General features: G+C 61.5%; 20 protein-coding genes. 12 read left to right on the top strand and 8 right to left on the bottom strand.

The annotated features are described in order from the left end of the window. The first annotated feature begins 106 nt into the window (after positions 1–106). The 11 genes from PSH81_RS17200 to PSH81_RS17150 all read left to right on the top strand — a co-directional run bounded on the left by PSH81_RS17200 (position 107) and on the right by PSH81_RS17150 (position 16,943). Complete coding sequence (locus PSH81_RS17200) at positions 107–1,882, top strand: PQQ-dependent methanol/ethanol family dehydrogenase (protein WP_192296681.1); 1,776 nt, start codon at positions 107–109, stop codon at positions 1,880–1,882. Positions 1,883–2,003: 121 nt separating this feature from the next. After that, the gene (locus PSH81_RS17195; protein ID WP_226457756.1) at positions 2,004–3,524 is read left to right on the top strand and encodes an aldehyde dehydrogenase family protein; all 1,521 of its coding nucleotides are present in this window, start codon (positions 2,004–2,006) and stop codon (positions 3,522–3,524) included. Positions 3,525–3,765: 241 nt separating this feature from the next. Further along, positions 3,766–3,837, top strand: coding sequence for a pyrroloquinoline quinone precursor peptide PqqA (pqqA, locus tag PSH81_RS17190; RefSeq protein WP_020289857.1), 72 nt, complete (start codon positions 3,766–3,768; stop codon positions 3,835–3,837). Between the two features lie 140 nt (positions 3,838–3,977). Continuing rightward, entirely contained in the window at positions 3,978–8,273 is a 4,296-nt protein-coding gene (locus PSH81_RS17185; RefSeq protein ID WP_305391155.1) for an RHS repeat-associated core domain-containing protein, read from the top strand. Then, positions 8,273–8,929, top strand: coding sequence for a hypothetical protein (locus PSH81_RS17180; protein ID WP_305391154.1), 657 nt, complete (start codon positions 8,273–8,275; stop codon positions 8,927–8,929). Before PSH81_RS17185 ends, PSH81_RS17180 begins: the two co-directional genes overlap by 1 nt. Positions 8,930–9,286: 357 nt before the next feature. After that, entirely contained in the window at positions 9,287–9,694 is a 408-nt protein-coding gene (locus PSH81_RS17175; RefSeq protein WP_305391153.1) for a hypothetical protein, read from the top strand. A 129-nt stretch (positions 9,695–9,823) separates the two neighbouring features. Next, complete coding sequence (gene ercA / locus PSH81_RS17170; RefSeq protein ID WP_124528356.1) at positions 9,824–10,987, top strand: alcohol dehydrogenase-like regulatory protein ErcA; 1,164 nt, start codon at positions 9,824–9,826, stop codon at positions 10,985–10,987. Further along, positions 10,971–12,341 carry a hybrid sensor histidine kinase/response regulator gene (locus tag PSH81_RS17165; protein WP_305391152.1) on the top strand — a complete coding sequence of 457 codons (1,371 nt, stop codon included), beginning with the start codon at positions 10,971–10,973 and terminating at the stop codon, positions 12,339–12,341. The genes ercA and PSH81_RS17165 overlap by 17 nt, the downstream gene beginning before the upstream one ends. 104 nt (positions 12,342–12,445) lie before the next feature. Continuing rightward, positions 12,446–13,924, top strand: a complete 1,479-nt coding sequence (locus PSH81_RS17160; protein ID WP_226457760.1) for a DASS family sodium-coupled anion symporter — start codon at positions 12,446–12,448, stop codon at positions 13,922–13,924. 233 nt (positions 13,925–14,157) lie between these two features. Then, on the top strand, positions 14,158–15,801 hold the full coding sequence (locus tag PSH81_RS17155; protein ID WP_305391151.1) for an MFS transporter: 1,644 nt from the start codon (positions 14,158–14,160) through the stop codon (positions 15,799–15,801). After that, positions 15,798–16,943, top strand: coding sequence for an HlyD family secretion protein (locus tag PSH81_RS17150; RefSeq protein WP_192296671.1), 1,146 nt, complete (start codon positions 15,798–15,800; stop codon positions 16,941–16,943). Before PSH81_RS17155 ends, PSH81_RS17150 begins: the two co-directional genes overlap by 4 nt. Positions 16,944–17,016: 73 nt before the next feature. Here the strand turns inward: PSH81_RS17150 and PSH81_RS17145 are convergent, their stop codons facing one another. The 6 genes from PSH81_RS17145 to copC form a co-directional block, all read right to left on the bottom strand. After that, on the bottom strand, positions 17,017–17,910 hold the full coding sequence (locus PSH81_RS17145; RefSeq protein WP_305391150.1) for an aldose 1-epimerase: 894 nt from the start codon (positions 17,908–17,910) through the stop codon (positions 17,017–17,019). A gap of 13 nt (positions 17,911–17,923) precedes the next feature. Beyond that, positions 17,924–18,799 carry an SMP-30/gluconolactonase/LRE family protein gene (locus tag PSH81_RS17140; protein WP_305391149.1) on the bottom strand — a complete coding sequence of 292 codons (876 nt, stop codon included), beginning with the start codon at positions 18,797–18,799 and terminating at the stop codon, positions 17,924–17,926. Between the two features lie 3 nt (positions 18,800–18,802). After that, positions 18,803–19,621, bottom strand: coding sequence for an NAD(P)-dependent oxidoreductase (locus PSH81_RS17135; RefSeq protein WP_305391148.1), 819 nt, complete (start codon positions 19,619–19,621; stop codon positions 18,803–18,805). A gap of 248 nt (positions 19,622–19,869) precedes the next feature. Then, on the bottom strand, positions 19,870–21,132 hold the full coding sequence (locus PSH81_RS17130; protein ID WP_226457764.1) for an OprD family porin: 1,263 nt from the start codon (positions 21,130–21,132) through the stop codon (positions 19,870–19,872). A gap of 283 nt (positions 21,133–21,415) precedes the next feature. Beyond that, the gene (copD, locus tag PSH81_RS17125; protein ID WP_305391147.1) at positions 21,416–22,273 is read right to left on the bottom strand and encodes a copper homeostasis membrane protein CopD; all 858 of its coding nucleotides are present in this window, start codon (positions 22,271–22,273) and stop codon (positions 21,416–21,418) included. A 3-nt stretch (positions 22,274–22,276) separates the two neighbouring features. After that, positions 22,277–22,642, bottom strand: coding sequence for a copper homeostasis periplasmic binding protein CopC (copC, locus tag PSH81_RS17120; protein ID WP_192296665.1), 366 nt, complete (start codon positions 22,640–22,642; stop codon positions 22,277–22,279). A 116-nt stretch (positions 22,643–22,758) separates the two neighbouring features. Between copC and PSH81_RS17115 the strand changes: the two genes are divergently transcribed. Next, a complete protein-coding gene (locus PSH81_RS17115; RefSeq protein ID WP_226457766.1) occupies positions 22,759–23,379 on the top strand; it encodes a TetR/AcrR family transcriptional regulator in 621 nt (206 codons plus the stop codon). Between the two features lie 122 nt (positions 23,380–23,501). Here PSH81_RS17115 and preA read toward each other — a convergent pair whose 3' ends face one another. Further along, positions 23,502–24,776: an NAD-dependent dihydropyrimidine dehydrogenase subunit PreA gene (gene preA, locus PSH81_RS17110; RefSeq protein WP_305391146.1), complete on the bottom strand. Its 1,275-nt coding sequence runs from the start codon at positions 24,774–24,776 to the stop codon at positions 23,502–23,504. Continuing rightward, positions 24,776–26,143 carry an NAD(P)-dependent oxidoreductase gene (locus PSH81_RS17105; protein ID WP_305391145.1) on the bottom strand — a complete coding sequence of 456 codons (1,368 nt, stop codon included), beginning with the start codon at positions 26,141–26,143 and terminating at the stop codon, positions 24,776–24,778. The genes preA and PSH81_RS17105 overlap by 1 nt, the downstream gene beginning before the upstream one ends. Positions 26,144–26,298 lie beyond the last annotated feature (155 nt).

Here is a 26,298-nt window from a genome sequence, read left to right as displayed (position 1 = left end):
AAACTCGATACTGCGGTCAATTGTGACGGCGGCCCCTGCGCCCAAGAATCTGCACCAGACCGGGAAAATTTCCCGGGTATAACAAAAAACCGCAGAGGTAGCCGTCATGACCCAACCCGCACGCCGCCAACCCTTCGCCTTGAGTGTGTTGCTCGGTGCCATCCTGTTATCCGGCCAGGCCCTGGCCGCCGTGACCGACCAGGACATTCTCCAGGACCCGAAAAACCCCGAGCAGATCGTCACCAACGGCCTCGGCGTGCAGGGCCAGCGCTACAGCCCGCTGGACACGCTGAACGTGGACAACGTCAAGGACCTGCGCCCGGTCTGGGCGTTTTCGTTTGGCGGCGAAAAACAGCGCGGCCAGCAGGCGCAACCGATGGTCAAGGACGGGGTGATGTACCTCACCGGTTCCTATTCGCGGGTGTTCGCGGTGGATGCGCGCACCGGCAAGAAACTCTGGCAATACGACGCGCGCCTGCCCGATGACATCCGTCCGTGCTGCGACGTGATCAACCGTGGCGTGGCGCTGTATGGCGACCTGGTGTTCTTCGGCACCCTTGACGCCAAGCTGGTGGCGTTGAACAAGGACACCGGCAAGGTGGTGTGGAGCAAGAAGGTGGCCGACCACAAGGAAGGCTACTCCATCAGCGCCGCGCCCCTAGTGATCAACGGCAAGCTGATCACCGGCGTGGCCGGTGGCGAGTTCGGCGTGGTCGGCAAGATCGAAGCCTATGACCCGAAAAACGGCGACCTGCTGTGGACCCGTCCGACTGTCGAAGGCCATATGGGCTACGTGTACAAGGACGGCAAGGCGGTGGAGAACGGTATTTCCGGCGGCGAGGCGGGCAAGACCTGGCCCGGCGACCTGTGGAAGACCGGCGGTGCGGCGCCGTGGCTGGGCGGCTACTACGATCCGGAAACCAACCTGCTGCTGTTCGGCACCGGCAACCCGGCGCCGTGGAACTCCCATCTACGCCCGGGCGACAACCTCTATTCGTCTTCGCGCCTGGCGCTGAACCCGGACGACGGCACCATCAAATGGCACTTCCAGAGCACCCCCCACGACGGTTGGGACTTTGACGGCGTGAACGAGCTGATCTCGTTCAACTACACCGAAGGCGGCAAGGAAATCAAAGCGGCGGCTACCGCCGACCGCAACGGCTTCTTCTACGTGCTGGACCGCACCAACGGCAAATTCATCCGTGGCTTCCCGTTCGTGGACAAGATCACCTGGGCCACCGGCCTGGATAAGAACGGTCGGCCGATCTACAACGAAGCCAGCCGCCCCGGCGCGCCGGGCAGTGAAACCAAGGGCACTTCGGTGTTCGTAGCGCCGGCGTTCCTCGGTGCCAAGAACTGGATGCCGATGGCCTACAACCGCGACACCGGGCTGTTCTACGTGCCGTCCAACGAGTGGGGCATGGACATCTGGAACGAAGGCATCGCCTACAAGAAAGGCGCGGCATTCCTCGGCGCGGGCTTCACCATCAAGCCGTTGAACGAGGACTACATCGGCGTGCTGCGCGCCATCGACCCGAAAACCGGCAAGGAAGTGTGGCGCCACAAGAACTTCGCGCCGCTGTGGGGCGGGGTGCTGACCACCAAGGGCAACCTGGTGTTCACCGGCACGCCGGAAGGTTTCCTGCAAGCGTTCAACGCCAAGACCGGCGAGAAAGTCTGGGAGTTCCAGACCGGCTCCGGCGTGCTCGGCTCGCCGGTGACCTGGGACATGGACGGCGAACAGTACGTCTCGGTGGTCTCCGGCTGGGGTGGCGCGGTGCCGTTGTGGGGCGGTGAAGTGGCCAAGCGCGTGAAGGACTTCAACCAGGGCGGCATGCTCTGGACCTTCAAGTTGCCCAAGGAACTGGTGGCCAAGCACTAGTTCTACGACCAAATGACCATAGCCCCCCTGCCAACGGCGCATTCGCCCGGTAGCGGGGGCTCTTTACTATCGGCTCATCGCCTGTTGACCAACAGGCCCGGACCCCGACAGAGGCCTCATCATGATCTACGCACAACCCGGCACCCCAGGCGCTATCGTCAGCTTCAAGGCGCGCTACGGCAACTACATCGGCGGTGAATTTGTCGCGCCGATCGATGGCAACTACTTCACCAATACGTCGCCGGTGACCGGCGAAGTCATCGCCGAATTCCCACGCTCCAGCGCCGCCGACATCGACAAGGCCCTCGACGCCGCCCACGCCGCCGCCGACGCCTGGGGCAAGACCTCGGCCCAGGACCGCGCGCTGGTGTTGCTGAAAATCGCCGACCGTATCGAGCAGCACCTTGAAGTACTGGCCGTGGCCGAGACCTGGGACAACGGCAAGGCCGTGCGCGAAACCCTCAACGCCGACGTGCCCCTGGCTGCCGACCACTTCCGTTACTTCGCCGGCTGCATCCGCGCCCAGGAAGGCGGCGCCGCCGAGATCAACGAACACACCGCGGCCTATCACTTCCACGAGCCATTGGGCGTGGTCGGGCAGATCATTCCGTGGAACTTCCCGCTGCTGATGGCGGCCTGGAAACTCGCCCCGGCCCTGGCCGCTGGTAACTGCATCGTGCTCAAGCCGGCCGAGCAGACGCCGCTGTCGATCATGGTGTTTGCCGAGTTGATCAATGACCTGCTGCCACCGGGCGTGCTGAATATCGTCCAGGGCTTTGGCCGCGAAGCCGGCGAAGCGCTGGCCACCAGCAAGCGCATCGCCAAGATCGCCTTTACCGGCTCGACGCCCATCGGCGCGCACATCATGCATGCGGCCGCCGAGAACATCATCCCGTCGACCGTGGAACTGGGCGGCAAGTCGCCGAACATCTTCTTCGAAGACATCATGAACGCCGAGCCACAGTTCATCGAAAAGGCCGCCGAAGGCCTGGTGCTGGCGTTCTTCAACCAGGGCGAAGTGTGCACCTGCCCGTCGCGGGCGCTGGTGCAGGAGTCGATCTACGACGCGTTCATGGCCGAGGTGATGAAAAAGATCGTCAAGATCAAGCGCGGCAACCCGCTGGACACCGAGACCATGGTCGGCGCCCAGGCGTCCGAGCAGCAATACGACAAGATCCTCTCGTACCTGAAAATCGCCCAGGAAGAAGGCGCGGTGCTGCTCACCGGCGGCGCGGCCGAGCGTCTGGAGGGCGACCTGTCCAGCGGCTATTACATCCAGCCGACCCTGCTCAAGGGCCACAACAAGATGCGTGTGTTCCAGGAAGAAATCTTCGGCCCGGTGGTGGGCATCACCACCTTCAAGGACGAAGCCGAAGCCCTGGCGATCGCCAACGACAGCGAATTCGGCCTCGGTGCCGGCCTGTGGACCCGCGACATCAACCGTGCCTACCGCATGGGCCGCGCGATCAAGGCCGGCCGCGTGTGGACCAACTGCTACCACCTGTACCCGGCGCATGCGGCGTTTGGCGGGTACAAGAAGTCGGGTGTGGGGCGTGAGAACCACAAGATGATGCTGGATCACTACCAGCAGACCAAGAATCTGCTGGTGAGCTACGACATCAATCCGTTGGGGTTCTTCTAACCCTCCAGGCTTGAAATGCAGTCCCCTGTGGGAGCTGGCTTGCCTGCGATGGCGGTGTATCAGTTACAAGTTTGTAGCTGACCCACCGCTATCGCAGGCAAGCCAGCTCCCACATTTGGATCCCTGTCTGCCTGAGACCATTGCAGTGCGCGAACTCCTTCGAAAGTAGCATTCGCCTCCCACACCCCCCATGCATTAATGACCCGACCGGAATCTTCCGGCACAACAAGAGGAACGTCCCATGTGGAAAAAACCCGCGTTTACCGACCTGCGTATCGGCTTTGAAGTGACCATGTACTTCGCCAGCCGTTGATCTACCGCCGGCCAGCCTCGTGCTGGCCGGTGCTCAAGCGGTCTTTGGGACCCATCCTACGACCCCCTCGGAAAGTCTCACCTGAGAAATAACGGTACTGCGTGATTTGATCCTGCCTTTTCGGACAGGGACTGTTGCGCATGACGGATACGCTGTGGGCTGCCCGCGAAGGCGACGCGCTGTTGCACAGCTCGATGTTGGCGGATGTGTTGGGCGGCGTGCTGGAAGTTGCGGCGACGGTGGCCGTGACGGCACTGGCCACGGCGGCCGTCGTGGCTGCAACCGGCATCAGCGTGGCGACAGGTGGCCTAGGCTGCGTTGTGCTGGGGGCCGCGGTCGGTGTGGTGGTCGGGCTCGGCATGGGTGCAAGCGGCGCCGATAAAGGCCTTTCGCGATTATGTGAGTCTTTCGCCAACGCACTCTTCCCACCCGTCATCGATGTATTCATCAGCAACGGTTCGCCGGATGTGTTTATCAACGGCAAGCCTGCAGCGCGGGCGGCCGGAAAAATCGCCGCCGCCGTGCCAGAAGCGGGCAGTGAACCGACTTATCTGGATATCGCCGAAGGTTTTTTCTCTCAGCTCTGGCGTCCTACGGTCGCTGCGCCGGTGGCGGGCGCTGTGCCTTGTCCTGCCGATACCGTCGACTGCACTAAACACCCGCCCATGCCGGAGCAGTACCTCGCCGAAGGTTCCAGCAAGGTATTCATCAACGGCCAGCCCGCCGTGCGCAGTGGGGACAGAAGCACCTGCGAAGCCACGGTGGGCAAGGTGCAGATTTCGTCCAACGTGGTCATCGGCGGCGCGCCGGTGGTGGTGCGTGAGATTCGCAGCGGCAAGGCGCCGGGTGTAGGGCTGGCGGTAACGGCGTTGTTGGCATCGCGCGGTGGTGGGGCGAAGTTCTTCAGCACGTTGCCTTGCATGACGGTAGGTGGGTTGGTGTCGTGGGGCACAGGGCAGGTGAGCAACGCGCTTGCGTCAGCAGTGCGCGGCTCGCCCAACCCGGTGCACTGCGCCACGGGGGCGAAGATGCTCGACGGTGACGACGACCTGGATTTTGCATTGCCTGGCCTGTTGCCAATCGAGTGGCAGCGCTATTACAGCAGCCGGGATGAGCGCCGTAACGGTCTGTTCGGTGCGAATTGGAGTGTGGCCTATGAGGTTTTCGTCGAAATGGGCCCGCATCCCAAAGGCGGCGAACGGCTGATCTACACCGACGAGCAGGCTCGGCAGATCGACATGGGCGTGATCCCGCTAGGTGCTGCGGTGTTCAGCGCCGGCGAAGGCTTGAGCGTACGCCGCCATGCCAGCGGCCACCTGCTGATTGAGCGTGTCGACGGGCTGTATCGGCTGTTCGAACCCACACCGGACAACCCTGCGCATTTGCGCTTGGGCCAGTGGGGAGATCGCAATGACAACCGCGTTTTCCTCGACTATGACGATCAGGGCCGCCTGAGCCAGTTGCGCGATACCTTTGGCGTTGTGCGAATCGAGCTGAGCTACAGCCAGCAATGGCCCCGCCGTGTCGAACAGATCGAGCGCCTGTACCCCGATCACCGTCGTGAAACGCTCTCCAGCTATACCTACGATACGCACGGCGATCTTGCAGCCGTGCGCGATGCCGATGGGCATGTTCAGCGCCGCTTCGCCTATGACAGCGGCCAGCGCATGGTCGAACACCAACTGCCCACCGGCCTGCGCTGCTTTTACCAATGGGCCTGTGTGGACGACCGTGAATGGCGAGTGGTACGGCACTGGACCGATGAGGGCGACGATTATCAGTTTGACTACGACCTGCTAGTCGGGCTTACGCGGATTACCGATGGCTTGCAACGGGTCAGCACCCGCAAGTGGAACCCGCAGTACCAGATCACCGAATACACCGACAACCTGGGGCACACCTGGCAGTTCGATTGGAATGACGAGCGCCAGTTGTTGGGGGCTACCGATCCTCTGGGTGGCCAGTGGCGATTCGGCTACGACGAATCCGGCAATCTGTGCAGCACACAAGATCCGCTGGGCCGTATTGAATCGACGGTGTGGCTGGAACACTGGTCGCTGCCATTGGTTGAAACCGATGCAGCCGGCCACAGCTGGCAGTATCGATACGATCAACGCGGCAATTGCGTCAGTGAAACCGACCCGCTGGGGCACGTTGTGCGCTATCACCATGATGGAGTTGGGCAGGTCATCGAAATCACCGACGCCACGGGCAAGCGCAAAATCCAGCGCTGGAATGAAACCGGGCAGTTGATCGAGCAGGTCGATTGTTCGGGCTATGCCACAAGGTTCGAGTACGACCGTCGAGGTCATTTACAAACCTTTATCGATGCAGTTGGTGAGCGGCAGCGCTATCAACACGACAGCCACGGCCGATTGCTGCAAATCGAACGGCCCTACGGTTACATTGAACATTACCTGCGCAACACCAGTGGTCAGTTGAGCGCCTACACCGATGCGGCGGGCCACACTACCCGCTACCAATATGACCGGCGCGGGCAGCTGGTGCGGCGCATTGATGCCCATGGCCGCCAGATCGAATATCGGCACGATGCCTACGGTCGATTGCAAACCCTGACCAACGAAAACGGCGAGCACTATCGCTTCGCCTGGGACCAGGGCGATCGACTCACGCAACAGCAAGACCTCGATGGCAGTGCGCGGCGTTATGCCTATGACGCGCTGGGTAACGTGGTCTCCGTCGAATACGTCCCGCTGGATGATGCATCTCCTACCGTGCATCGCCTGCAACGCGACGCTGTTGGGCGTATGCGGATCAAGGAGACTGACGAGGGCCGAACCGAATACACCTACGACGCGTTGGACCAACTCACCGACGTCACCACCACCGACCGGCAAGGCAATGCTCAAGCACTGGGTTTTGCCTATGACGCGCTTGGCCAACTGACGTGCGAGCAGAGTGCTACCGGCAAGCTGCAACACCACTATGATGAACTCGGCAACTTGAGCCAGACGCAACTGCCCGATGGCCGCTGGCTCAACCGCCTTTACTACGGCAGCGGCCACCTGCACCAGATCAACCTGGACGGCCAGGTCATCAGCGACTTCGAACGCGACCGCCTGCACCGCGAAGTCCTGCGTACCCAAGGCCAGATCACCACCCGCAGCGAATACGACCGTTGCGGTCGGTTGCGTTCGCGAACGCGCCGCCCTACAGGCCAGCCCCGACAGTTGCCACCAGCCCAACAAAAGACTTTCGAATACGACCCGGCTGACAATCTGATCGGTCGTTTGGAAGGCGGTCAACGCCAACTGCTGCACTACGACGCAACCGGCCGGATTATCGCTAGTCAGGACAGCACTCAAGGCCAGCTGGAAACCTTCGGCTACGATGCTGCCGCCAACCTGTTGGACGGGGCACAGTCTAGTGCCGGCTTAGTGAGGCACAACAAGCTACTGACCTACCAGGACAAACGCTACCGCTACGACGGCTTCGGTCGAATGATCGAAAAACGCAGTACTCTGCGTGGCCTGCAACGTTTCACCTACGACGCCGAGCACCGGCTGATCGAAGTGCACAACGCCAGCGGCAATATGGTGCACATGACCTACGACCCACTGGGTCGGCGCATCGCCAAAACCGAGCGGGACAGCAGCGGTCGTCTGCTGGGCGAAACCCGCTTCACCTGGGATGGCCTGCGCCTGTTGCAGGAGCATAAACACCGCCAGACCAGCCTTTACGTCTACGTAGACGAAGGCTACGAGCCGTTGGCGCGAGTCGATGGCATCGGTCCGCAACAGAAGATCCGCTACTACCACAACAACCTCAACGGCTTGCCGGAGCAGTTGACTGAAACCGACGGGCCTAAGGTCTGGAGCGCGATCTATCGGGTGTGGGGCAGCACGCTGGAAGAGGTACGTGAGCCTGACTACATTGAAGAACAGAACCTGCGGTTGCAGGGGCAGTATCTGGATCGGGAGACGGGGCTGCACTTCAATACATTCAGGTTTTATGACCCGGATGTGGGGCGGTTTACGACGCCGGATCCGGTTGGGTTGGCGGGTGGCCTGAATCTCTATCAGTACTCACCAAACCCTTTTGGGTGGATCGATCCCTGGGGTTGGACGTGTTCTTCAGCACAGCGTCAGCAGAACAAAACCAACGGTAAGGCAGCTGAATATCTGGTACATCAAAAACTACTGAATAACCCCAATGTGACCGTTCTTGGTACACAGGTTTATGTCAAAACGCCAGGTGCCGGGCGAGGACGCTACGTTGATATTTTGATAAGAAACAACAAGTCAGGAAAAGTTGTTTCGGTTGAAGTTAAATCCGGCGGTGCAGTAAGGTCGAACGCACAGCTTGCAAAAGATAAAGTGATCTCTGATGGGGAAGGTATATTTGGACGGTCTGGAAAAAGTACAAAAGGTGTCACTGTAAGTGAGGCTAGGGTTCCACTTTGGAGGTTGTTGTAATGACTGATACCGTAAAGGATGTGTTGAAAATACTCACTTCGTTTTTAGCAGGGCCGTTTGCTGAATGTGGGTATGTGCTAAAAAAAGGACGATGTTTTGAAAGGCTAAGCGAAAGTGGTCGGACCTTTCGCTATACGATGAATTTGTCCAAGAATAAGGGGTGGTTTTCTCTTCATCTGACGCTCCAGCTTTCCGATCCGGCTTTGATGGTGGGCGTCAACACTGTTCTTGATAAAGCGCTTAGAGACGAAAGGTTTACATATCCAGAAAGCTGGTCGCGATCCATTATCGAGCAGACTATAAAAATACGCACATCTAACCACGTTGTCGTCGAACTGACCGATTGGCGGGCACTGAAAAGCCCTGGAGAAACGCTTGAGCGCTTCAATGACCGATTTTCAATATGGCTTTATTCATTCGAAAAGCTCGAGGAAAGAGCTGACTGGAAAGAGCAGTTGCTGAGTAGTATTGGGCTAGCGCAGGGATGGTTTGATGAGGTTGATTCAGGTGAATGGATCCGCTCCTCTACTGATTATCCTGCTCTCTATTTGCTGAGTGTTGGAGGGCTAATCCAAGACCTTGAGGAAAAATATAAAGCTGTCTTGAAAATTGCCGAAGATCCGCAAGAAGTGGAGCTGTTTTATCTTAACTTATAGTCAGAGAAAATCTGGTGCAGGCTCAAATCGCCTGTCTGCGAGTTTCATTTTGGTTATGACTTTTACATGTGCCTGATATGAGACATTAAAGCGGACCGGGGGAGCCATACACAATGCACTGGTCAAAACGGGCATCATCACTCAACAGCAGGCCAGAACAGCGAGGCGTTCGGCCGCCTCATTCGCGAAACGAAAAGGTTATTTCTAAAGGACCAAGGGCTATGGGCATCACTCATGGCAGCGCCTACGAAGGGCAACATGCGGATATGGGAAAGTCTAAAAATCGGAAAATATTTCAAGCGTCGAGGAAAGTTGCCACCAGGCAATAAATGCAGGCACTGATATAAGGATTTCATCATGCGAGTCGATACCACATCGGACTCCCCGAGCTGGACAAACGTCTTTGAGATCACTGATGAGCTAAATGGCCTCAGTGAAACTCTCGAAAAGAAATACCCCAACCTTGATTTGGAATTGGCGGTCTGCGTGAGATGCGTACCCAAGAAGCTTGAGCGCAAGAATATTTGCCGCTACTACGGCAAAGACAAAATGCTCGGTCTGGATATCGCCTTGGACGAAGAAGATTTCGTTCCACTGAAAAAAGACAAAACTGCTCAACGAAAATTAATCGGTGCCGCTTTTGTCAGTTTTTTTGCAGAGAGCGTCAAAAAGTACGAGAAAAAAATTCCCGATTTTCAACCGTTTTCAACGCAACTGATTGCAGATGTGCAGCAATGGTGCGCCGAAAATGAATGGACTACCTGAAGTCAGCGATTGGGCAGGAATCCCGCAGTATTTGCCCCATTGGAAATGACCCATTGGTCTGATTGCAATCGCCCCCGGATCGGTTAGTGTGGAGCCCATCCTTCCAAAATAATAAAAACAGGCTTTCCAATGAGCCCAAACCTCAGCCTCCTGCGTAAATTCGTCTCGCCTGAAATCATTTTTGGCGCCGGCTGCCGGCACAACGTCGGCAATTACGCGAAGACCTTCGGCGCGCGCAAGGTGCTGGTGGTCAGCGACCCCGGGGTGATCGCCGCCGGTTGGGTCGCCGACGTCGAAGCCAGCCTGCAAGCCATCGGTATCGATTACTGCCTGTACTCCGCCGTGTCCCCCAACCCCCGCGTTGAAGAAGTGATGACCGGCGCCGAGGTCTACCGTGAAAACCACTGTGACGTGATCGTCGCCATTGGCGGCGGCAGCCCGATGGACTGCGGCAAGGCCATCGGTATCGTGGTCGCCCACGGGCGCAGCATTCTCGAGTTCGAAGGCGTGGACACCATCCGCGTGCCCAGCCCGCCGCTGATCCTGATCCCCACCACCGCCGGCACCTCGGCGGATGTCTCGCAGTTCGTGATCATTTCCAACCAGCAGGAACGCATGAAGTTCTCCATCGTCAGCAAGGCGGTGGTGCCGGATGTGTCGCTGATCGACCCGGAAACCACCGCCAGCATGGACCCGTTCCTGTCCGCCTGCACTGGCATCGACGCGCTGGTGCATGCCATCGAGGCGTTCGTCTCCACCGGCCATGGCCCGCTGACCGATCCCCATGCCCTGGAAGCCATGCGCCTGATCAACGGCAACCTGGTGCAGATGATCGCCAACCCCACCGACATTGCCCTGCGCGAGAAGATCATGCTCGGTAGCATGCAGGCCGGACTGGCGTTCTCCAACGCGATCCTTGGCGCGGTGCATGCCATGTCCCACAGCCTCGGCGGCTTCCTCGACCTGCCCCACGGGCTGTGCAACGCGGTGTTGGTGGAGCATGTGGTGGCGTTCAACTACAGCTCGGCGCCGGAGCGTTTCCAGGTGATTGCCGAGACGTTCGGCATCGACTGCCGGGGCCTCAACCACCGGCAGATCTGCGGGCGGTTGGTGGAGCATCTGATCGCGTTGAAGCACGCGATCGGTTTCCACGAAACCCTCGGCCTGCACGGGGTGCGTGTGGCGGATATTCCGTTTTTGTCCGAGCATGCAATGGATGACCCGTGCATCCTCACCAACCCGCGCGCGTCGAGCCAGCGTGATGTTGAGGTCGTTTATGGCGAAGCACTCTGACGACCCGCAACGCGCGCTGTCTGCGCTGCTGGGGCTGGGCGATCAGTCGGCGCGCAAGAGTCACTACCCGGAGCTGACCGCACGCCTGGATGAGCTGGAGGCCGAGCGCAAGCGCTATATCCGCCTCAACGACGAGTTGGAGCAGCGCGTCGCCGCACGCACCGATGAATTGCTGGAAGCCAACCACAATCTGCAGCAGCAGATCGCCCAGCGCGAACAGATCGAACAGGATCTGCGCGACGCCCGCGACGCCGCCCAGGCCGCCAACCGCAGCAAGGACAAGTACCTCGCCGCCGCCAGCCATGACCTGCTGCAACCACTGAACGCCGCACGGCTTTTGATCGCCACCTTGCGTGAGCGCCAGTTGCCCGATGTCGAGCGGGTACTGGTGGAACGCACGCACCAGGCGCTGGAAGGCGCCGAGGATCTGCTCACCGACCTGCTCGACATCTCGCGACTCGACCAGGCGGCGGTCAAGCCGGATGTGGCCCTGTATCGCCTGGATGAAGTGTTCGCGCCGCTGGTCTCGGAATTCCAGTCGGTGGCCCAGGCGGCCGGGCTGAATTTGCGCGTGCACACCGGGCATTACGCGGTGCGCACCGACCTGCGCTTGTTGACGCGGATTCTGCGTAACTTTCTCAGCAACGCCTGCCGCTACACCGACGACGGCTGCATCCTCCTCGGCGCACGACGCCGGGGCGATTGCCTGCGCCTGGAGGTGTGGGACACCGGGCGCGGGATTGCGGCGGATCGGCTGGAGGCGATTTTCCTTGAGTTCAACCAGCTGGATGTCGGCCGTGCAGCGGATCGCAAGGGGGTGGGGTTGGGCTTGGCGATTGTCGAGCGGATCGCCGAGATCCTTGGCTACCCGATTGCCGTGCGCTCCTGGCCGGGGCGCGGCTCGATGTTCAGCATCGAAGTGCCGCTGAGTGCCGAGATGCCCCTGGCGATCAGCCAACTGCCGGTACAACCGACCACCGGCAATCCGCTGCCGGGGCGGCGCTTGCTGGTGATCGACAACGAAACCAGCATCCTCGAAAGCATGAGCGCGCTGCTCGAACAGTGGGGCTGCGAAGTGCTCACCGCCACCGACCAGGTCGGTGCGATGGCGGTGTTGCAGGGCAGGGCGCCGGAGTTGATCCTCGCCGACTATCACCTCGACCACGGCGTGGTCGGCTGCGAGGTGGTCAAGCAGTTGCGCGAGCATTTCGCCTGCAAGATCCCCGCGGTGATCATCACCGCCGACCGCACCGACCAATGCCGTCGCGCCTTGCGTCGGCTGGATGCGCCGTTGCTGAACAAACCGGTCAAGCCCGGCAAGTTGCGGGCGGTGTTGAGCCAACTGCTCAGTTGAAGCGTAAACCCAAGCCCTTGTGGGAGCGATTGATACCCGTCAACACCGGGTGCGGCAATTTGGGCCATGCTTGCGGCCTGATTTAAAGGCTGACGGAGCCCGCCATGAACGCCCCCGCGACAATCGCTGCACCCTTCAAATTGCCCTTGGGCCTGGTCATCGCCGTACTGGTGATGGCCGGGGTGCTGCTGTTGCCGCTGCCGGCGGACTTGCCGGTGGCCGGGCATCGCATGCTGGCGATCCTCGCGTTTGCCGTGGTGGTGTGGATCACCGAGGCGGTGTCCTACGAGGCCAGCGCGATCATGATCACGTCGCTGATGGCGTTCCTGTTGGGCACTGCGCCGTCGCTGCAAGACCCTGCGCATCTGATCGGCACCAGCCCGGCCATCAGCATGGCGTTGACCGGGTTCTCCAACCCGGCGCTGGCGCTGGTGGCGGGCGCGCTGTTTATCGCGGCGGCCATGACCCACACCGGCCTGGACCGGCGCATTGCGTTGGTGACGCTGAGCCGGGTCGGCACCAGCACCCGGCGCATCCTGCTGGGGGCGATTGCCGTGACCATCCTGCTCAGCCTGGTGGTGCCCAGCGCCACGGCGCGCAGTGCCTGTGTGGTGCCGATCATGATGGGCGTGATCGCTGCATTCGGCGTGGACAAGCGCTCGAACATCGCCGCCGCGATCATGATCGTGGTGGCCCAGGGCACCAGTATCTGGAACGTCGGCATCCAGACTGCTGCGGCGCAGAACCTGCTCACCGTCGGTTTCATGGACAAGATGCTTGGCCAGCGCGTGTCGTGGATCGACTGGCTGATCGCCGGGGCGCCGTGGGCGTTGATCATGTCGGCGGTGCTGTTGTTCCTGGTGCTCAAGCTGCTGCCGCCGGAGACCGATAGCATTCCCGGTGGCAAGGAGGCGGTGGCCCAGTCACTGGTGGACATCGGCCCGATGACCGGGCCGCAGAAACGCCTGCTGAGCGTGTCGGTGTTGTTGCTGCTGGCCTGGGCCACCGAAGGGCGCCTGCACAACTTCGACACCACCTCGACCACTTACGCCGGGCTGGTGTTCCTGCTGCTGCCGGGGCTTGGGGTGATGACCTGGAAGGATGTGCAGTCGCGCATTCCGTGGGGCACGGTGATTGTGTTTGGTGTGGGCATCAGCCTGGGCACCGCGCTGCTGACCACCCAGGCCGGGCAATGGCTGGGCTCCCAGGTGGTGGCGCATACCGGCCTGGATCAAGTCGGGCCGCTGGGGGTGTTTGCGATCCTGGGCGCGTTTTTGATCCTGATTCATTTGGGCTTCGCCAGTGCCACGGCGCTGACCTCGGCGTTGCTGCCGATTTTGATTGCGGTGTTGCAGACCTTGCCTGGGGAATTCAGTCGGTTGGGCATGACCATGTTGCTGGGGTTTGTAATGAGCTACGGGTTTATCCTGCCGATCAATGCGCCGCAGAATATGGTGTGTTTGGGCACCGGGACGTTTACGGCGCGGCAGTTTGCCAAGGTGGGGATTCTGGTGACGCTGATCGGCTATGGCTTGATGCTGGTGTTCGCTGCCACTTACTGGAGCTGGCTGGGCTGGATCTGACTCAGAACAGGCCGCAGATCCAATGTGGGAGCGGGCTTGCTCGCGAATGCGCAGTGTCAGTCAGCAAATGTAGTGACTGATCCACCGCATTCGCGAGCAAGCCCGCTCCCACACAAGCCTGCTCCCACATTTTTTCCGGCGCACACTTCAGTCATCATTTGTACCTTCTCGATGGCAAGATGAACTTCGCTCAGGTTTACTGTCTCTGAGTACCGGTTTACCTGAGTCGTCGAATGGACAAATACACCCCCCGCACCTGGCAGCCCCACGAGCGGCCGAGCCTGCCCGGTTCGCCGTCCACCCCGTTGCACCCGACGCCCAAGCGCTGGCTGTTCGCACTGGTCGGCGTGCTGGTGGCAATCACCGGCGGCTTGGGCAACGCGCTGGTCATCGCCAACCTGCAATACCTGCAAGGCGCCCTCGGTGCGACCACTGCGGAAATGGCCTGGCTGCCCGCCGCCTATGTGATGACCAACGTGTGCATGAACCTGTTGCTGGTGAAGTTCCGCCAGCAGTTCGGCCTGCGTGCGTTTACCGAGGTGTTCCTGGTGCTGTACGCGCTGGTGACCTTCGGGCACTTGTTCGTCAACGACCTCAGTTCGGCGATTGCGGTGCGGGCGGCCCACGGCATGGTCGGCGCGGCACTGAGTTCGTTGGGCTTGTATTACATGATCCAGGCCTTCCCGGCCAAGTGGCGTTTGAAATCCCTGGTGCTGGGCCTGGGCACGGCACAACTGGCGTTGCCGCTGGCGCGGTTGTTCTCCGAGGACTTGCTGCAAATTGCCGAATGGCGCGGCTTGTACCTGTTCGAACTGGGCCTGGCGCTGATCTGCCTGGGCTGTGTGTTCCTGCTCAAGTTGCCGCCTGGTGATCGTTTCAAGACCTTCGAAAAACTCGACTTCCTGACCTTCGCCCTCTTGGCCAGCGGCGTGGCCCTGCTGTGTGCGGTGCTGTCCCTGGGCCGGATCGACTGGTGGCTGGAAGCGCCGTGGATCGGCGTCGCCTCGGCGTGTTCCCTGGTATTGATCATGGCTGGCCTGGCCATCGAGCATAACCGCGCCAACCCGATGCTGATGACCCGCTGGCTGGGCAGCGGGGTGATGATCCGGCTGGCGTTGGCGGTGATCCTGATCCGTATGGTGCTGTCCGAGCAGTCCACCGGCGCCGTGGGGTTCATGCAGGTGCTGAACATGAGCTACCAGCAAATGCACACGTTGTACCTGGTGATGCTGGCCGGGGCGATTGCCGGGCTTGCGGTCAGCGCGTTGACGATCAACCCGGCGCATCTGCTGATGCCTCTGGTGATTTCCCTGGCGTTGATGGCCACAGGTTCGGTGATGGACAGTTTCTCCAGCACCCTGACCCGCCCGCAGAACCTGTACATCAGCCAGTTCCTACTAGGCTTCGGCGGCACGTTCTTCCTTGGGCCGACCATGGTGCTGGGCACCAAGAACGTGCTGGCCAACCCGCGCAATCTGGTGAGTTTTTCAGTGATGTTCGGCATTTGCCAGAACCTCGGCGGCCTTATCGGCGCGGCGCTGCTGGGTACGTTCCAGATCGTGCGCGAGAAGTTTCATTCGAGCATGATCGTCGAACACCTGACCCTGCTGGACCCGCGTGTGGCCGCGCGGGTGGCGAGCGGTGGCTCGGCCTACGGTGGTGTGATCGCCGACCCCGAGTTGCGCAACCTCATGGGCATCCGCAGTCTCGCGACGGCGGCCACCCGTGAGGCGAATGTGATGGCTTACAACGATGTGTTCATGCTGATCGCGATCATCGCGATGCTGACCATGATCTGGATCTTTATCCGCAGTCTGTGGCTGATGAGTACCACTCGAGCAGCCACTCCCGTTCAACCCAGCGGCGCACCTACATGACCGAACCTTCAACCACGACCACCACCGCCATCGCCGCCACCCCCGAAGGCAGCACGCCGCCGGGCGCGGTGCCCACCGAACTGCGCCCGCTGCGGGTGCGGATCATCTCGTCCCTGGGCTTTGCCGCGATTGCCATTGTCGGCGTGCTGATCGTGCTTTACGCCTGGCAACTGCCGCCGTTCAGCAGTGCAGTGGAAACCACCGAAAACGCCCTGGTGCGCGGGCAGGTCACGATCATCGGGCCGCAGCTCAGCGGCTACGTGTTTGAAGTCCCGGTGCAGGACTTCCAATACGTAAAGACCGGCGACCTGCTGGTGCGCCTGGATGATCGCATCTACAAACAGCGCCTCGACCAGGCGCTGGCACAGTTGGCGGTGCAGAAGGCGTCGCTGGCCAACGTGGTGCAGCAGCGCAACAGCGCCGAAGCCACCATCAAGCTGCGCCAGGCGGCGTTGGCGGACAGTGAGGCGCAGGCGCGCAAGAGCACCGCGGATTTGCGCCGCAATGAAGAGCTGATCAGCGATGGTTCGGTGTCCCGGCGCGAGCTGGACGTGACCCGTGCCGCGAACGCGCAGACCCTCGCGGCGGTGGCCCAGGCCCAGGCGAGCCTGGAAATCGCGCGGCAGGATTTACAGACGGTGATCGTCAATCGCGGTTCCCTGGAAGCGGCGGTGGCGAGTGCGGATGCGGCGGTGGAACTGGCGCGGATCGACCTGTCGAACACGCGCATCACCGCACCACGTGACGGCCAGCTGGGGCAGATTGGCGTGCGCCTGGGGGCCTACGTCAACTCCGGCGCGCAACTGATGGCACTGGTGCCGCCGCAGTTGTGGGTGATCGCAAACATGAAGGAAACCCAGATGGACAACGTGCAGGTGGGGCAACCTGTGACGTTCACCGTGGATGCACTGAACCACCGCAAGTTTCATGGCACGGTGCAGCATATTTCACCGGCCACCGGGTCGGAGTTCAGCCTGTTGCAGGCAGACAATGCCACCGGCAACTTCGTGAAAATTGCCCAGCGGGTGCCGGTGCGGATTACGGTGGATGCGGATCAGGCCGAGAGCGAACGGCTGAGGCCGGGGTTGTCCGTGGTGGTCAGTATCGACACCGCAGGGCGCCTCAAAAACAGCCCACCGTGACACTGACACAACAGCGATCAAAACTGTGGAAGCGGGCTTGCTCGCGAAAGCGGTGTGCCAGGCGCTGAATGAGTTACTGCGCCACCGTATTCGCGAGCAAGCCCGCTCCCACAGTTGGAAGGTATTTCAGCTTGAATGACAGATGTGCCGACTGGTTTTGTTCCAGCAACTTTAACCCCGGCTTGCCGGGCAGATGATGGGCATTCACCGGGTGGCTTACCGGCTCGATGCAAAAGAACTCCAACCCCGGCGGGCAGTAGAGCAGGAAGTAATCGGCGCCGCTGGCCTGGCATTCCAGGGCGTAACCCAGGTCCGGTTGCTCGATGCGGCACTGCCCATCCCAGTGACAGAAGCCGTTGTCGACCAGGCCGTCGGGCAGGCCTTTCAACTGTTGGAAATCCCAATCCACTGGCACCGGCGCCAGGCCCGTGGGCAGTTTCGCCGCATCACTGAGCCACACCTGCGAAGCCTTGGCCTGCAACCGCGTGCCGGGTGTGCGGGGCAAATACGGATGCAGTCCCAACCCATGCCACGCGGCTTTCTCGGCCAGGTGCGTGACCGTTAACGCGATGTTCAACTCACCGTCCCGCAAGCCAAAGCGTTGCTCGGCGCGATAGGCGAACGGTGTGTCGCACAACACCTGCATCACCACTTCATCCGCCGACTGGCTGACCACCTGCCACGCCTGCTGCCACGCCGAACCGTGGATCGGCAACGGGTCGGTGCGGCTGTTGGGTTGCAGGGCCAGCCAGCCGTCGGGGTTGTTGAAGCCGCCTGCCGCGATGCGGTTGGACCAGGGCGCGAGTGGGTAGCAGCCCAGTTTGCCCGGCAGGCCGCTGTTCACGGCGTGCTCATCGCTGTGGCGCAACAATGGCTGGCCGGTGGCGATGACCTGCCAGTTGACGATGCTGCCGCCGATGGCGGGGGCCAGGGTGAGGTGGGTGAGGGCGTCTTTGAGTTCGATCATCAGGGCTGTCCCGTCAGAGGGTGAAAGTCGGCTCGGGCAAACCCTGCACGCCAGGATTGAGGGCAAACACGCCACCCGACAGCGACTGTTCGCTCGGATCATCGCGGATCGAGGTGACGAACAGTGTGTCCAACCGGCTGCCGCCAAAGGCGCACATGGTGGGCTTTTTCACCGGGACGCTGAGGGAGCGGTCGAGGCGTCCGTCGGGGGTGAAACGGTGGATCAGCCCGGCGTCGTTGGCGCAGATCCAGTAGCAACCGTCGGCGTCCACTGCGGCGCCGTCGGGGCGGCCGGGGTGCTGGTGCATGTCCACGAATAGGCGGCGGTTGGATGGCGTGCCGCTGTCGATGTCGTAGTCGAATACCCAGATCTGTTGCACCAACGGGTGAGAGTCCGAGGCGTACATCGTGCGCCCATCGGGGCTGAAGGCCAGGCCGTTGAGGGTGATGAAACCGTCCAGTTCGGCATGGGGCGCCTGGCCAGCGGTGTACCGATACAGAATGCCTGCGGCCGCATTCAAGCCCATGTCCAGCACCATGCTGCCGGCCCAGAAGCGGCCCTGGCGATCACAGCGGCCATCGTTCAGGCGCATGTCCGCGCGGGGGTGTTCGACGCGGGCCAAGGGCGTGCTGTCGAGGCTGCCGTCGTTGTGCGCGGTGAGCTGGAAAAAGCCGCTTTCCATGCCGGCGACCCAGTTGCCCGCCGTCGTGCGGGCAATGCAGGCGAGCATCTGCGGGGCTTTCCAGGCGGCGATGTGGCCGCTGGCGGCGCTCCAGCGTTGCAGGCCGCCGTGGGGGATGTCCACCCAGTACAGTGCGTTTTCTGCGGGCACCCACACCGGGCATTCGCCTACGACGTTGCGGGCGTTGACAATCAGTTCTGCACTCATGGGTCAGTCCCCGAACGGCCCGGCCGCGCAGAAGGCGCCGCCCTGGTAGACCTTGGCCGGATCATCGGCGGCCACTGGTGGCAGGGCTTCGACCTGGGCGCGGAACACTTCGGAGTTATCCTTGGGCGCGTAGCCCAGGTGTGCGGCGTAGCGGTTGTCCCACCAGGTGTCGAGGTTATCCGACATGCCGTAGACCACGGTGTGGCCGACGTCTGGCGTGTACAGCGCGCGTTCGAGCAGTTGGGTCAGGTCATCGAAGCTTAGCCAGGTGTGCATCATGCGGCGGTTCTGCGGTTGCGGGAACGACGAGCCGATGCGGATGCTCACGGTCTGGATGCCGTAGCGATCGAAGTAGAAACTGGCCATGTCCTCGCCGTAGGACTTGGACAGGCCGTAGTAGCTGTCCGGGCGACGGGGCGAATGGGCGTCGAGGATTTCACCTTGTTTGTGAAAGCCGATCACGTGGTTGGAACTGGCGAAGATCACACGTTTGACCCCATGCCGACGTGCAGCTTCGTAGATATGGAAAATCCCGCTGATGTTGGCGCCGAGGACCTCTTCAAAGGAACGCTCCACCGATACACCGCCAAAGTGCAGGATGGCGTCGACGCCTTCCACCAACCGGTGCACGGCTTGTTTGTCGGCGAGGTCGCAGGGTTGGACTTCTTCGGCGTCGTCAGCGGCCGGGGCCATCTCGGCGATGTCCGACAGGCGCAGTACGCGGGCATAAGGGCGCAGGCGTTCACGCAGGACTTTGCCCAGGCCACCGGCGGCACCAGTGAGCAGCAGGCGGTTGAAGGGAGCGGGAGTGGTCGTGGTCATGGGCGTTCCATTGTTGTTGTAGGTTGTCGTATGACTAGGCCAAAGTATCGTTACAGATTCCCCGGCTTGTCAACGCTCCTTGCGGCGAATGCAATTCAAGTGTGGGAGCGAGCTTGTGTGGGAGCGGGCTTGCTCGCGAAAGCGGTGTGTCAGTTACAGGTGTGCTGACTGATCCACCGCTTTCGCGAGCAAGCCCGCTCCCACAGGGGGATTTGCGTTGGCTGCACAGGCGGGTTCGACGTGAATGTTTACAGCAGTGAAATCGGGTAGCTGATGAAGAGTCGGTTCTCGTCGAACTCATTGTTGCTGAAGTCGCGACGCATGGTCGAGTTTCGCCATTTCACGTTCAGGTTCTTCAGCGCGCCACTTTGCACGGTGTAGGCCAGTTCCGACTCGCGGCCCCATTCCTTGCCGTCGGTGATCGTTCCGGTGTGCACGTTACTGCCACTGATGTAGCGATTCATCAGCGTCAGCCCCGGCACGCCAAGCACCACGAAGTTGAAGTCGTGCCGCACCTGCCAGGACTTTTCCTTGGCGTTGTCGTAGCTGGCGTTGTAGCTGTCGTTGGCCAGGGTGCCGCCGCTGGTGCCGTTGATCTTCATCCAGGCGCTGTCGCCGGTGAGTTTCTGCAGGCCCACATAGAAGGTGTTGCCGCCGTAGCGTGCCGAGAGCAGGGCGAAAGCGGTCTTGTTGTCGAGGTCGCCAGCCAGGGCGCTGCCGTCTTCCTTGCCGGTGAAGAAACCGAGGTTGGCGCCCAAGGTCCAGTCGCCTACGGGCTGGCTGTGCGTGAGGTTGAGGTACTGTTGCTGGTAGATGTCGCTGAGTTCGGCGTACCACAGGCCGACCTGGGTGCGCTTTTCGTTGAAGCTGTATTCGGCGCCGCCGAAGTTGAAACGATCGGAGGTGAACGCGGCTTTGCCGTTCATGAACATGTCTTCCATGCTCGCGTCGTTGCGTGGGCTGTTGCCACGGAACTGGCCGCCGTAGAGGGTCAGGCCGGCGATTTCATTGGAGGTGAGCTGGCCGCCACGAAAGGTCTGGGGCAGGGAGCGGCCGTCGTCGGAGCGCAGGATCGGCAGCACCGGCATCCATTCGCCGACCTTCAGTTCGGTCTTCGACAAGCGGGTTTTCAGCGCCACGCCCAGGCGTCCGAAGTTGTCTGCCGGGCGGCCGTCGCTGTGGATCGGCAACAATTGGGTGCCACCCGTGCCTTTGCCGCCGTCGAGCTTCTGCGAGTACAGGCCCAGCACGTCAATGCCAAAGCCCACGGTACCTTGGGTGAAGCCGGACTTGGCGTCGAGAATGAAGTTCTGCGTCCACTCTTGCGCCTTGGCCTGGGGGTTGCTCGGGTTGGTGAAGTTGCGGTTGAAGTAGGCGTTGCGCAGGTTGAGCGTGGCCTTGGCGTCATCGAGAAAGCCGTCGGCGTGGGCGCCGAGGGGCAGGGTGACGATCAGGCTGCCGAGGCTGACAAGGCCCAGGCGTACGCAGGAATTGCGGGCGAATTGACTCACAGTGGAGCTCCCTTGCTTTGTTGTTTTTATTATTTGTCGTACGTCGTCGTACAACATTGAGCTGAGTATTTGCGTGGTTTGTGGGGGTTGTCAATCAGAAGTTATACGATGACCTGGCTCGCCACCGTTTATAGAATGGGCACGGTTCAAGTGTGGGAGCGGGCTTGCTCGCGAAAGCGGTGTGTCAGTTACAGGTGTATTGGCTGATCCACCGTATTCGCGAGCAAGCCCGCTCCCACACAAGCCCGCTTCCACATTTTGATTGATGTTCGACTTGAGGGGGCTACTGGGTCATGACCATCGGCGGCAGGGTGCCGAGGAGGGACACGGCGGCGACCGCTGAAATGCCCAGCAGCCACTCCAGCAGCACACTGGCCTTCAGGCTGCCTTGGCGTTCGTCACAGCGTTCGATTCGTAATCGATTCAACAGCGCCAGGGCGAGCATGCCCAGCACCAGCATCACCTTGATCAGCAGAATCAACGCGAAACCGCTGAACAGCGGCGTTGGCCATAGCTGACCAGTCAGCACGCGAACGTTGATCAACCCGGTCACCAACAATCCCGCAACCAAGCCATAGCCCACGCCGCTGAACCGCCGCAAGATCGGCTCCAGCGCATAGCCCTGGGTTTGGCGCAGGATCAACACCAGCACCCACAAACCGCCGAGCCAGGCGCCGACGCAGGCCAGGTGCACCACCTGATTGAGGATCAGCAGGCGCCCGCTGAGCCCATCGAGCATGGCGCCATGGCCCACGGGGGCGAGGGTGGCCAGCAGCAACGCGATCAGCGGCAGGCGCAGCGTCGGCCAGGGTTTGATCAATGCGGTCAACAGCAACAGGTTGAGCAGCAGATGCCACACCCACACCTGGCCAAAAAACGTCTTGCCCAGCACCAACTCGACGGTGGTCGGTTGCCATGCGGCGTCCCAACTGCCAGCCATGCTGGCGGTGATCAGCAGCAGCCAGGTGATCCCAGACAACAGCGCGACCCAGGCCAGTGCCCGGGTGCCGCGCAGCAGTTGCCGGTCCAGCACCGGTTGCACTTCGTTGCCGAGCAGCCAGGGCTTGAGCACGCAGGCCCCGAACATCAACAGCACCGCAATGAAATGCACGAAACGGCACAGCACCAACAGCGTCGCCATGGCTTATTGGCCGACCTTGAAGCTGTATTCACCGTTGCTCTTGTGGGTGTCGACCGATACCGCGTTCCACACCACCTTGTAGTTGCCGGCAGCCAGCGGCGCGGCAGGGGTGACCACCAGGGTTTTTTTGTCCTTGTCCGGGGTTGCCAGGCCCTTGATGGCGACTTCGGTGCCGTCTTTGCTCAGGGAGACCTTGGTGAAGGTGGCTTCGACGCCTTCGCTGAAGGTCAGGCGCAGGTCGGCGGGCGCGGCGACGGTGCTGTCGGCGGCGGGCGTGGCGCTTTTCAGGTGGGCGTGGGCAAAGGCCGCCGAAGCGCCCAGCAGGGAAGCGAGCAGGGTGAGGGTGGTCAGGGTCTTTTTGATCAACATTGTTCAATACCAATCAATGGGGAGAAGCGGGCAGTGTACGAAGTTTCGGTATGGCCTGTCGCCGCGATCTAGAGCCGGTGGTAGTCTCTAACCCATGTTGTTGTCGGGGAGCCCTCATGGGCAATCACAAGATTGGCATTCGTCGGGTCAACGTCGAGAAAATCCTGCTGGCGGCAGAGAAGATCTTCGCCGAAAAGGGCTATGGCAGCACCGCCATGGCCGACATCGCTGAAGAAGTGCAACTGCCGCGTTCCAACCTGCACTACTACTTCACCACCAAGAGCGAGCTGTACAGCGCGGTGCTGTTCGACCTGCTGGAAGTGTGGAAGCAGGACGCCCTGAGCTTCGAGACCTTCGATGACCCGCGCGTGGTGCTCAGCAGCTACATCCGCGCCAAGATGCAACGCTCGCGCACGCGGCCGTATGGCTCGAAAGTCTGGGCCAACGAAATCATCCACGGTGCGCCCACACTGGGTGAGGCGTTGGATGCCAGCCTGTACGACTGGGCCAAGATGAAAGAGGCGAAGATTCGCCAGTGGGTGGAGGACAAGCGCATCCTGCCGGTGGAACCGTCGAGCCTGCTGTACATGATCTGGGCGTCGACCCAGCACTACGCGGACTTTGATCACCAGGTGAAGATTCTGAATGATCACCAGCCGTTGTCGGATATGCAGTTCGAGCGGGCGATCCAGACGGTGACCGGGGTGATTTTGCGCGGGATTGGGTTGGAGCCCTGATTTTTGTGGTGGGGCTGAGGGCCTCTTCGCGAGCAAGCCCGCTCCCACAGTGGACCGCATTTTATCTGGAGGAATGCGGTTGAATGTGGGAGCGGGCTTGCTCGCGAAGGCGGCTTAAAGGACTACACAGCCTCCCGATAAGGATTACGCGGGTCCTGCGTCCAATTCAAATACGGCTTGCCAGTGTCTATCGCCACCATCTCGATGCAGTCCGCTACCGGGCAGGTGATCTGGCACAGGTTGCAGCCCACGCACTCGTCATCGATGACCTCGTATAGGTGCGTGCCATCCGCCTGTTTCAAACTCGCAATCGCCTGGTGCGAGGTGTCCTCGCAGGCAATATGGCAACGTCCGCAACCTATGCATGCCGCCTGATCGATCTTGGCGATGACCTGGTAGTTGATGTCGAGGTACTTCCAGTCCGTGGTGTTGCCCACCGCCCGCCCGGAGAATTCCTGCAAGCTCTTGTAGCCCTGGCTGTCCATCCACCGCGACAGCCCGTCCTTCATCTCTTCCACAATCCGGAACCCATGCAGCATCGCCGCCGTGCACACCTGCACCGCGCCGCAGCCAAGGGCCACGAACTCCGCCGCATCGCGCCAGTTGCCGATGCCGCCAATGCCGCAGATCGGCAGGCCCTGGGTCTGCGGGTCGCGGGCAATTTCGGCGACCATGTTCAGCGCGATCGGCTTGACCGCCGAGCCGCAATAACCGCCGTGGGTGCTTTGGCTGCCGACCACGGGCAGGGCGACCATGCGCTCCAGGTCCACGCTGGTGATGGAGTTGATGGTGTTGATCAGCGACACCGCATCCGCGCCGCCGCGATAGGCCGCCCGCGCCGCCACGCGGATGTCGGTGATATTCGGTGTGAGCTTGACGATCACCGGCAGCGAGCAATACGTCTTGCACCAGCGCGTCACCTGCTCGACGTACTCCGGCACTTGGCCGACCGCTGCGCCCATGCCGCGCTCGGGCATGCCGTGGGGGCAGCCGAAGTTCAGCTCGATACCGTCGCAGCCGGTGGCTTCCACCAGGGGCAGGATGTTTTTCCAGGATTGCTCCACACACGGCACCATCAGCGAGACGATCAGCGCGCGGTCGGGCCAGTCTTTTTTCACCTGGGTGATTTCCCGCAGGTTGACCTCCAGGGAGCGGTCGGTGATCAGCTCGATATTGTTGATGCCCAGCACTTCGCGGTTGGCGCCGTAGTGCGCCGAGTAACGTGACGACACGTTGACCGCCGCCGGGTCTTCACCCAGGGTTTTCCAGACCACGCCGCCCCAGCCGGCTTCGAAGGCGCGGACTACGTTGTAGGCCTTGTCGGTGGGTGGCGCAGAGGCCAGCCAGAATGGATTGGGGGCTTTGATACCGGCGAACACAATCGAGAGATCGGCCATTACGCAGCCTCCATATTCAGCATTAGTTGGGCGTGCATGGCAATGGCTGCCAGCTTGCCGTGTTGCACCGCCTGCACGGTGAGGTCCTGGCCGAGGCTGACGCAATCGCCGCCGGCATACACCCCGGGAATGCTGGTGCGCAGCTGCTCGTCGACAAAGATCCGCTCGCCGACGCGTTGCAGTTGCTGGGCCAGTGGATCGTGCAGCGCCGCGTTGTCGAAGCCTTGGCCGATAGCTTTGAAGATCGCATCGGCGGCCAGTTCGAAGGTTTCGCCGGTGGGGTGCAGGCGGCCGTTTTCCAGGCGTGTGCGCAGGAAACGCATGCCGCGTACGTGGCCTTGGTCATCCAGCAGGACTTCTTCGGGTTGGGCCCAGGTCAGCAGGCGCACCTGGTTGGCTTTGGCGATGTCCTGCTCATGCTGGGTGGCGCCCATGTCCGCCAGGCCACGGCGGTACACCAGGTTTACATCGCGGGCGCCGAGGCGGGCCATCTGCACGGCCATGTCGATGGCGGTGTTGCCGGCGCCGAGCACGATGCAACGGTCGGCCAGGGGCAGTTGGGTGAGGTCATCGGCCTGGCGCAGTTCGCGGATGTAGTCGGTGGCGGCGAGCAGCCCGGGGGCATCTTCATGGGGCAGGCCCAGTTGTTTGCTGGCAGCCAGGCCGAGGCCGAGGAACACTGCGTCGAACTGCTGGTGCAGGTCGCTCAGCGTGAGGTTGTCGCCCAGGCGCTGGCCGTGGCGGATCTCGATGCCGCCGATCTGCAGGAGGAAATCCAGTTCCTTCTGGGCGAAGTCATCCACCAGTTTGTACTTGGCGATCCCGTATTCATTCAGGCCGCCGGCTTTTTCCCGGGCTTCGAAGATCACCACGTCATGGCCGTGCTGGGCGCTGCGATGGGCACAGGCCAGACCGGCGGGCCCGGCGCCGACCACGGCGATGCGCTTGCCGGTGGACGCCGCGCGGTGGAACGGGTGTTCGCTGAAGTGCGCGTTGTCCACGGCGTAGCGTTGCAGCAGGCCGATCAGCACGGGGGCGCATTCCTCGGCGTTGTTGCGCACGCAGGCTTGCTGGCACAGGATTTCGGTGGGGCAAACCCGCGCGCAGCTGCCGCCGAGGATGTTGGCCGAGAGGATTTTCTGCGCGGCGCCTTGCACGTTGTCGGTGTGGATGTTGCGGATGAACGACGGGATGTCGATCTCACTGGGGCATGCGTTCACGCACGGCGCGTCGTAGCAGTACAGGCAGCGCGAGGCTTCCAGTTGGGCCTGGCGGGCGTTGAGGGGCGGTGCCAGGTCGGTGAAGTGGCCGGCGAGGGTGGGTCCATCTTCGGTGGGATGGGGGAGGTGGGTCAGGGTCTGGATCACGGTGGTGGCCTCACGGTTATTGAGGTGCTGCCTCTGATGGGCATTGGTTTTTGTGTTGCTTGTGCTGGCCTCTTCGCGAGCAAGCCCGCTCCCACATTGGATTGGGTTCACATATTTTTATTTGTGAATACAGTCAGTGTGGGAGCGGGCTTGCT

The organism is Pseudomonas sp. FP2335 (genome assembly GCF_030687535.1).
Classification (GTDB): Bacteria; Pseudomonadota; Gammaproteobacteria; order Pseudomonadales; family Pseudomonadaceae; genus Aquipseudomonas.
Note: the sequence above shows the minus strand (reverse complement) of the source record. Positions and strands in the feature narration are given on the sequence as shown.

What these genes read in the sequence shown, in the direction of transcription:
- PSH81_RS17200 (WP_192296681.1), top strand. Translation starts at nt 107, where the DNA reads ATGACCCAACCCGCACGCCGCCAACCCTTCGCCTTGAGTGTGTTGCTC.
- PSH81_RS17195 (WP_226457756.1), top strand. Translation starts at nt 2,004, where the DNA reads ATGATCTACGCACAACCCGGCACCCCAGGCGCTATCGTCAGCTTCAAG.
- PSH81_RS17185 (WP_305391155.1), top strand. Translation starts at nt 3,978, where the DNA reads ATGACGGATACGCTGTGGGCTGCCCGCGAAGGCGACGCGCTGTTGCAC.
- PSH81_RS17180 (WP_305391154.1), top strand. Translation starts at nt 8,273, where the DNA reads ATGACTGATACCGTAAAGGATGTGTTGAAAATACTCACTTCGTTTTTA.
- PSH81_RS17175 (WP_305391153.1), top strand. Translation starts at nt 9,287, where the DNA reads ATGCGAGTCGATACCACATCGGACTCCCCGAGCTGGACAAACGTCTTT.
- ercA (WP_124528356.1), top strand. Translation starts at nt 9,824, where the DNA reads ATGAGCCCAAACCTCAGCCTCCTGCGTAAATTCGTCTCGCCTGAAATC.
- PSH81_RS17165 (WP_305391152.1), top strand. Translation starts at nt 10,971, where the DNA reads ATGGCGAAGCACTCTGACGACCCGCAACGCGCGCTGTCTGCGCTGCTG.
- PSH81_RS17160 (WP_226457760.1), top strand. Translation starts at nt 12,446, where the DNA reads ATGAACGCCCCCGCGACAATCGCTGCACCCTTCAAATTGCCCTTGGGC.
- PSH81_RS17155 (WP_305391151.1), top strand. Translation starts at nt 14,158, where the DNA reads ATGGACAAATACACCCCCCGCACCTGGCAGCCCCACGAGCGGCCGAGC.
- PSH81_RS17150 (WP_192296671.1), top strand. Translation starts at nt 15,798, where the DNA reads ATGACCGAACCTTCAACCACGACCACCACCGCCATCGCCGCCACCCCC.
- PSH81_RS17145 (WP_305391150.1), bottom strand. Translation starts at nt 17,910, where the DNA reads ATGATCGAACTCAAAGACGCCCTCACCCACCTCACCCTGGCCCCCGCC.
- PSH81_RS17140 (WP_305391149.1), bottom strand. Translation starts at nt 18,799, where the DNA reads ATGAGTGCAGAACTGATTGTCAACGCCCGCAACGTCGTAGGCGAATGC.
- PSH81_RS17135 (WP_305391148.1), bottom strand. Translation starts at nt 19,621, where the DNA reads ATGACCACGACCACTCCCGCTCCCTTCAACCGCCTGCTGCTCACTGGT.
- copD (WP_305391147.1), bottom strand. Translation starts at nt 22,273, where the DNA reads ATGGCGACGCTGTTGGTGCTGTGCCGTTTCGTGCATTTCATTGCGGTG.
- copC (WP_192296665.1), bottom strand. Translation starts at nt 22,642, where the DNA reads ATGTTGATCAAAAAGACCCTGACCACCCTCACCCTGCTCGCTTCCCTG.
- PSH81_RS17115 (WP_226457766.1), top strand. Translation starts at nt 22,759, where the DNA reads ATGGGCAATCACAAGATTGGCATTCGTCGGGTCAACGTCGAGAAAATC.
- preA (WP_305391146.1), bottom strand. Translation starts at nt 24,776, where the DNA reads ATGGCCGATCTCTCGATTGTGTTCGCCGGTATCAAAGCCCCCAATCCA.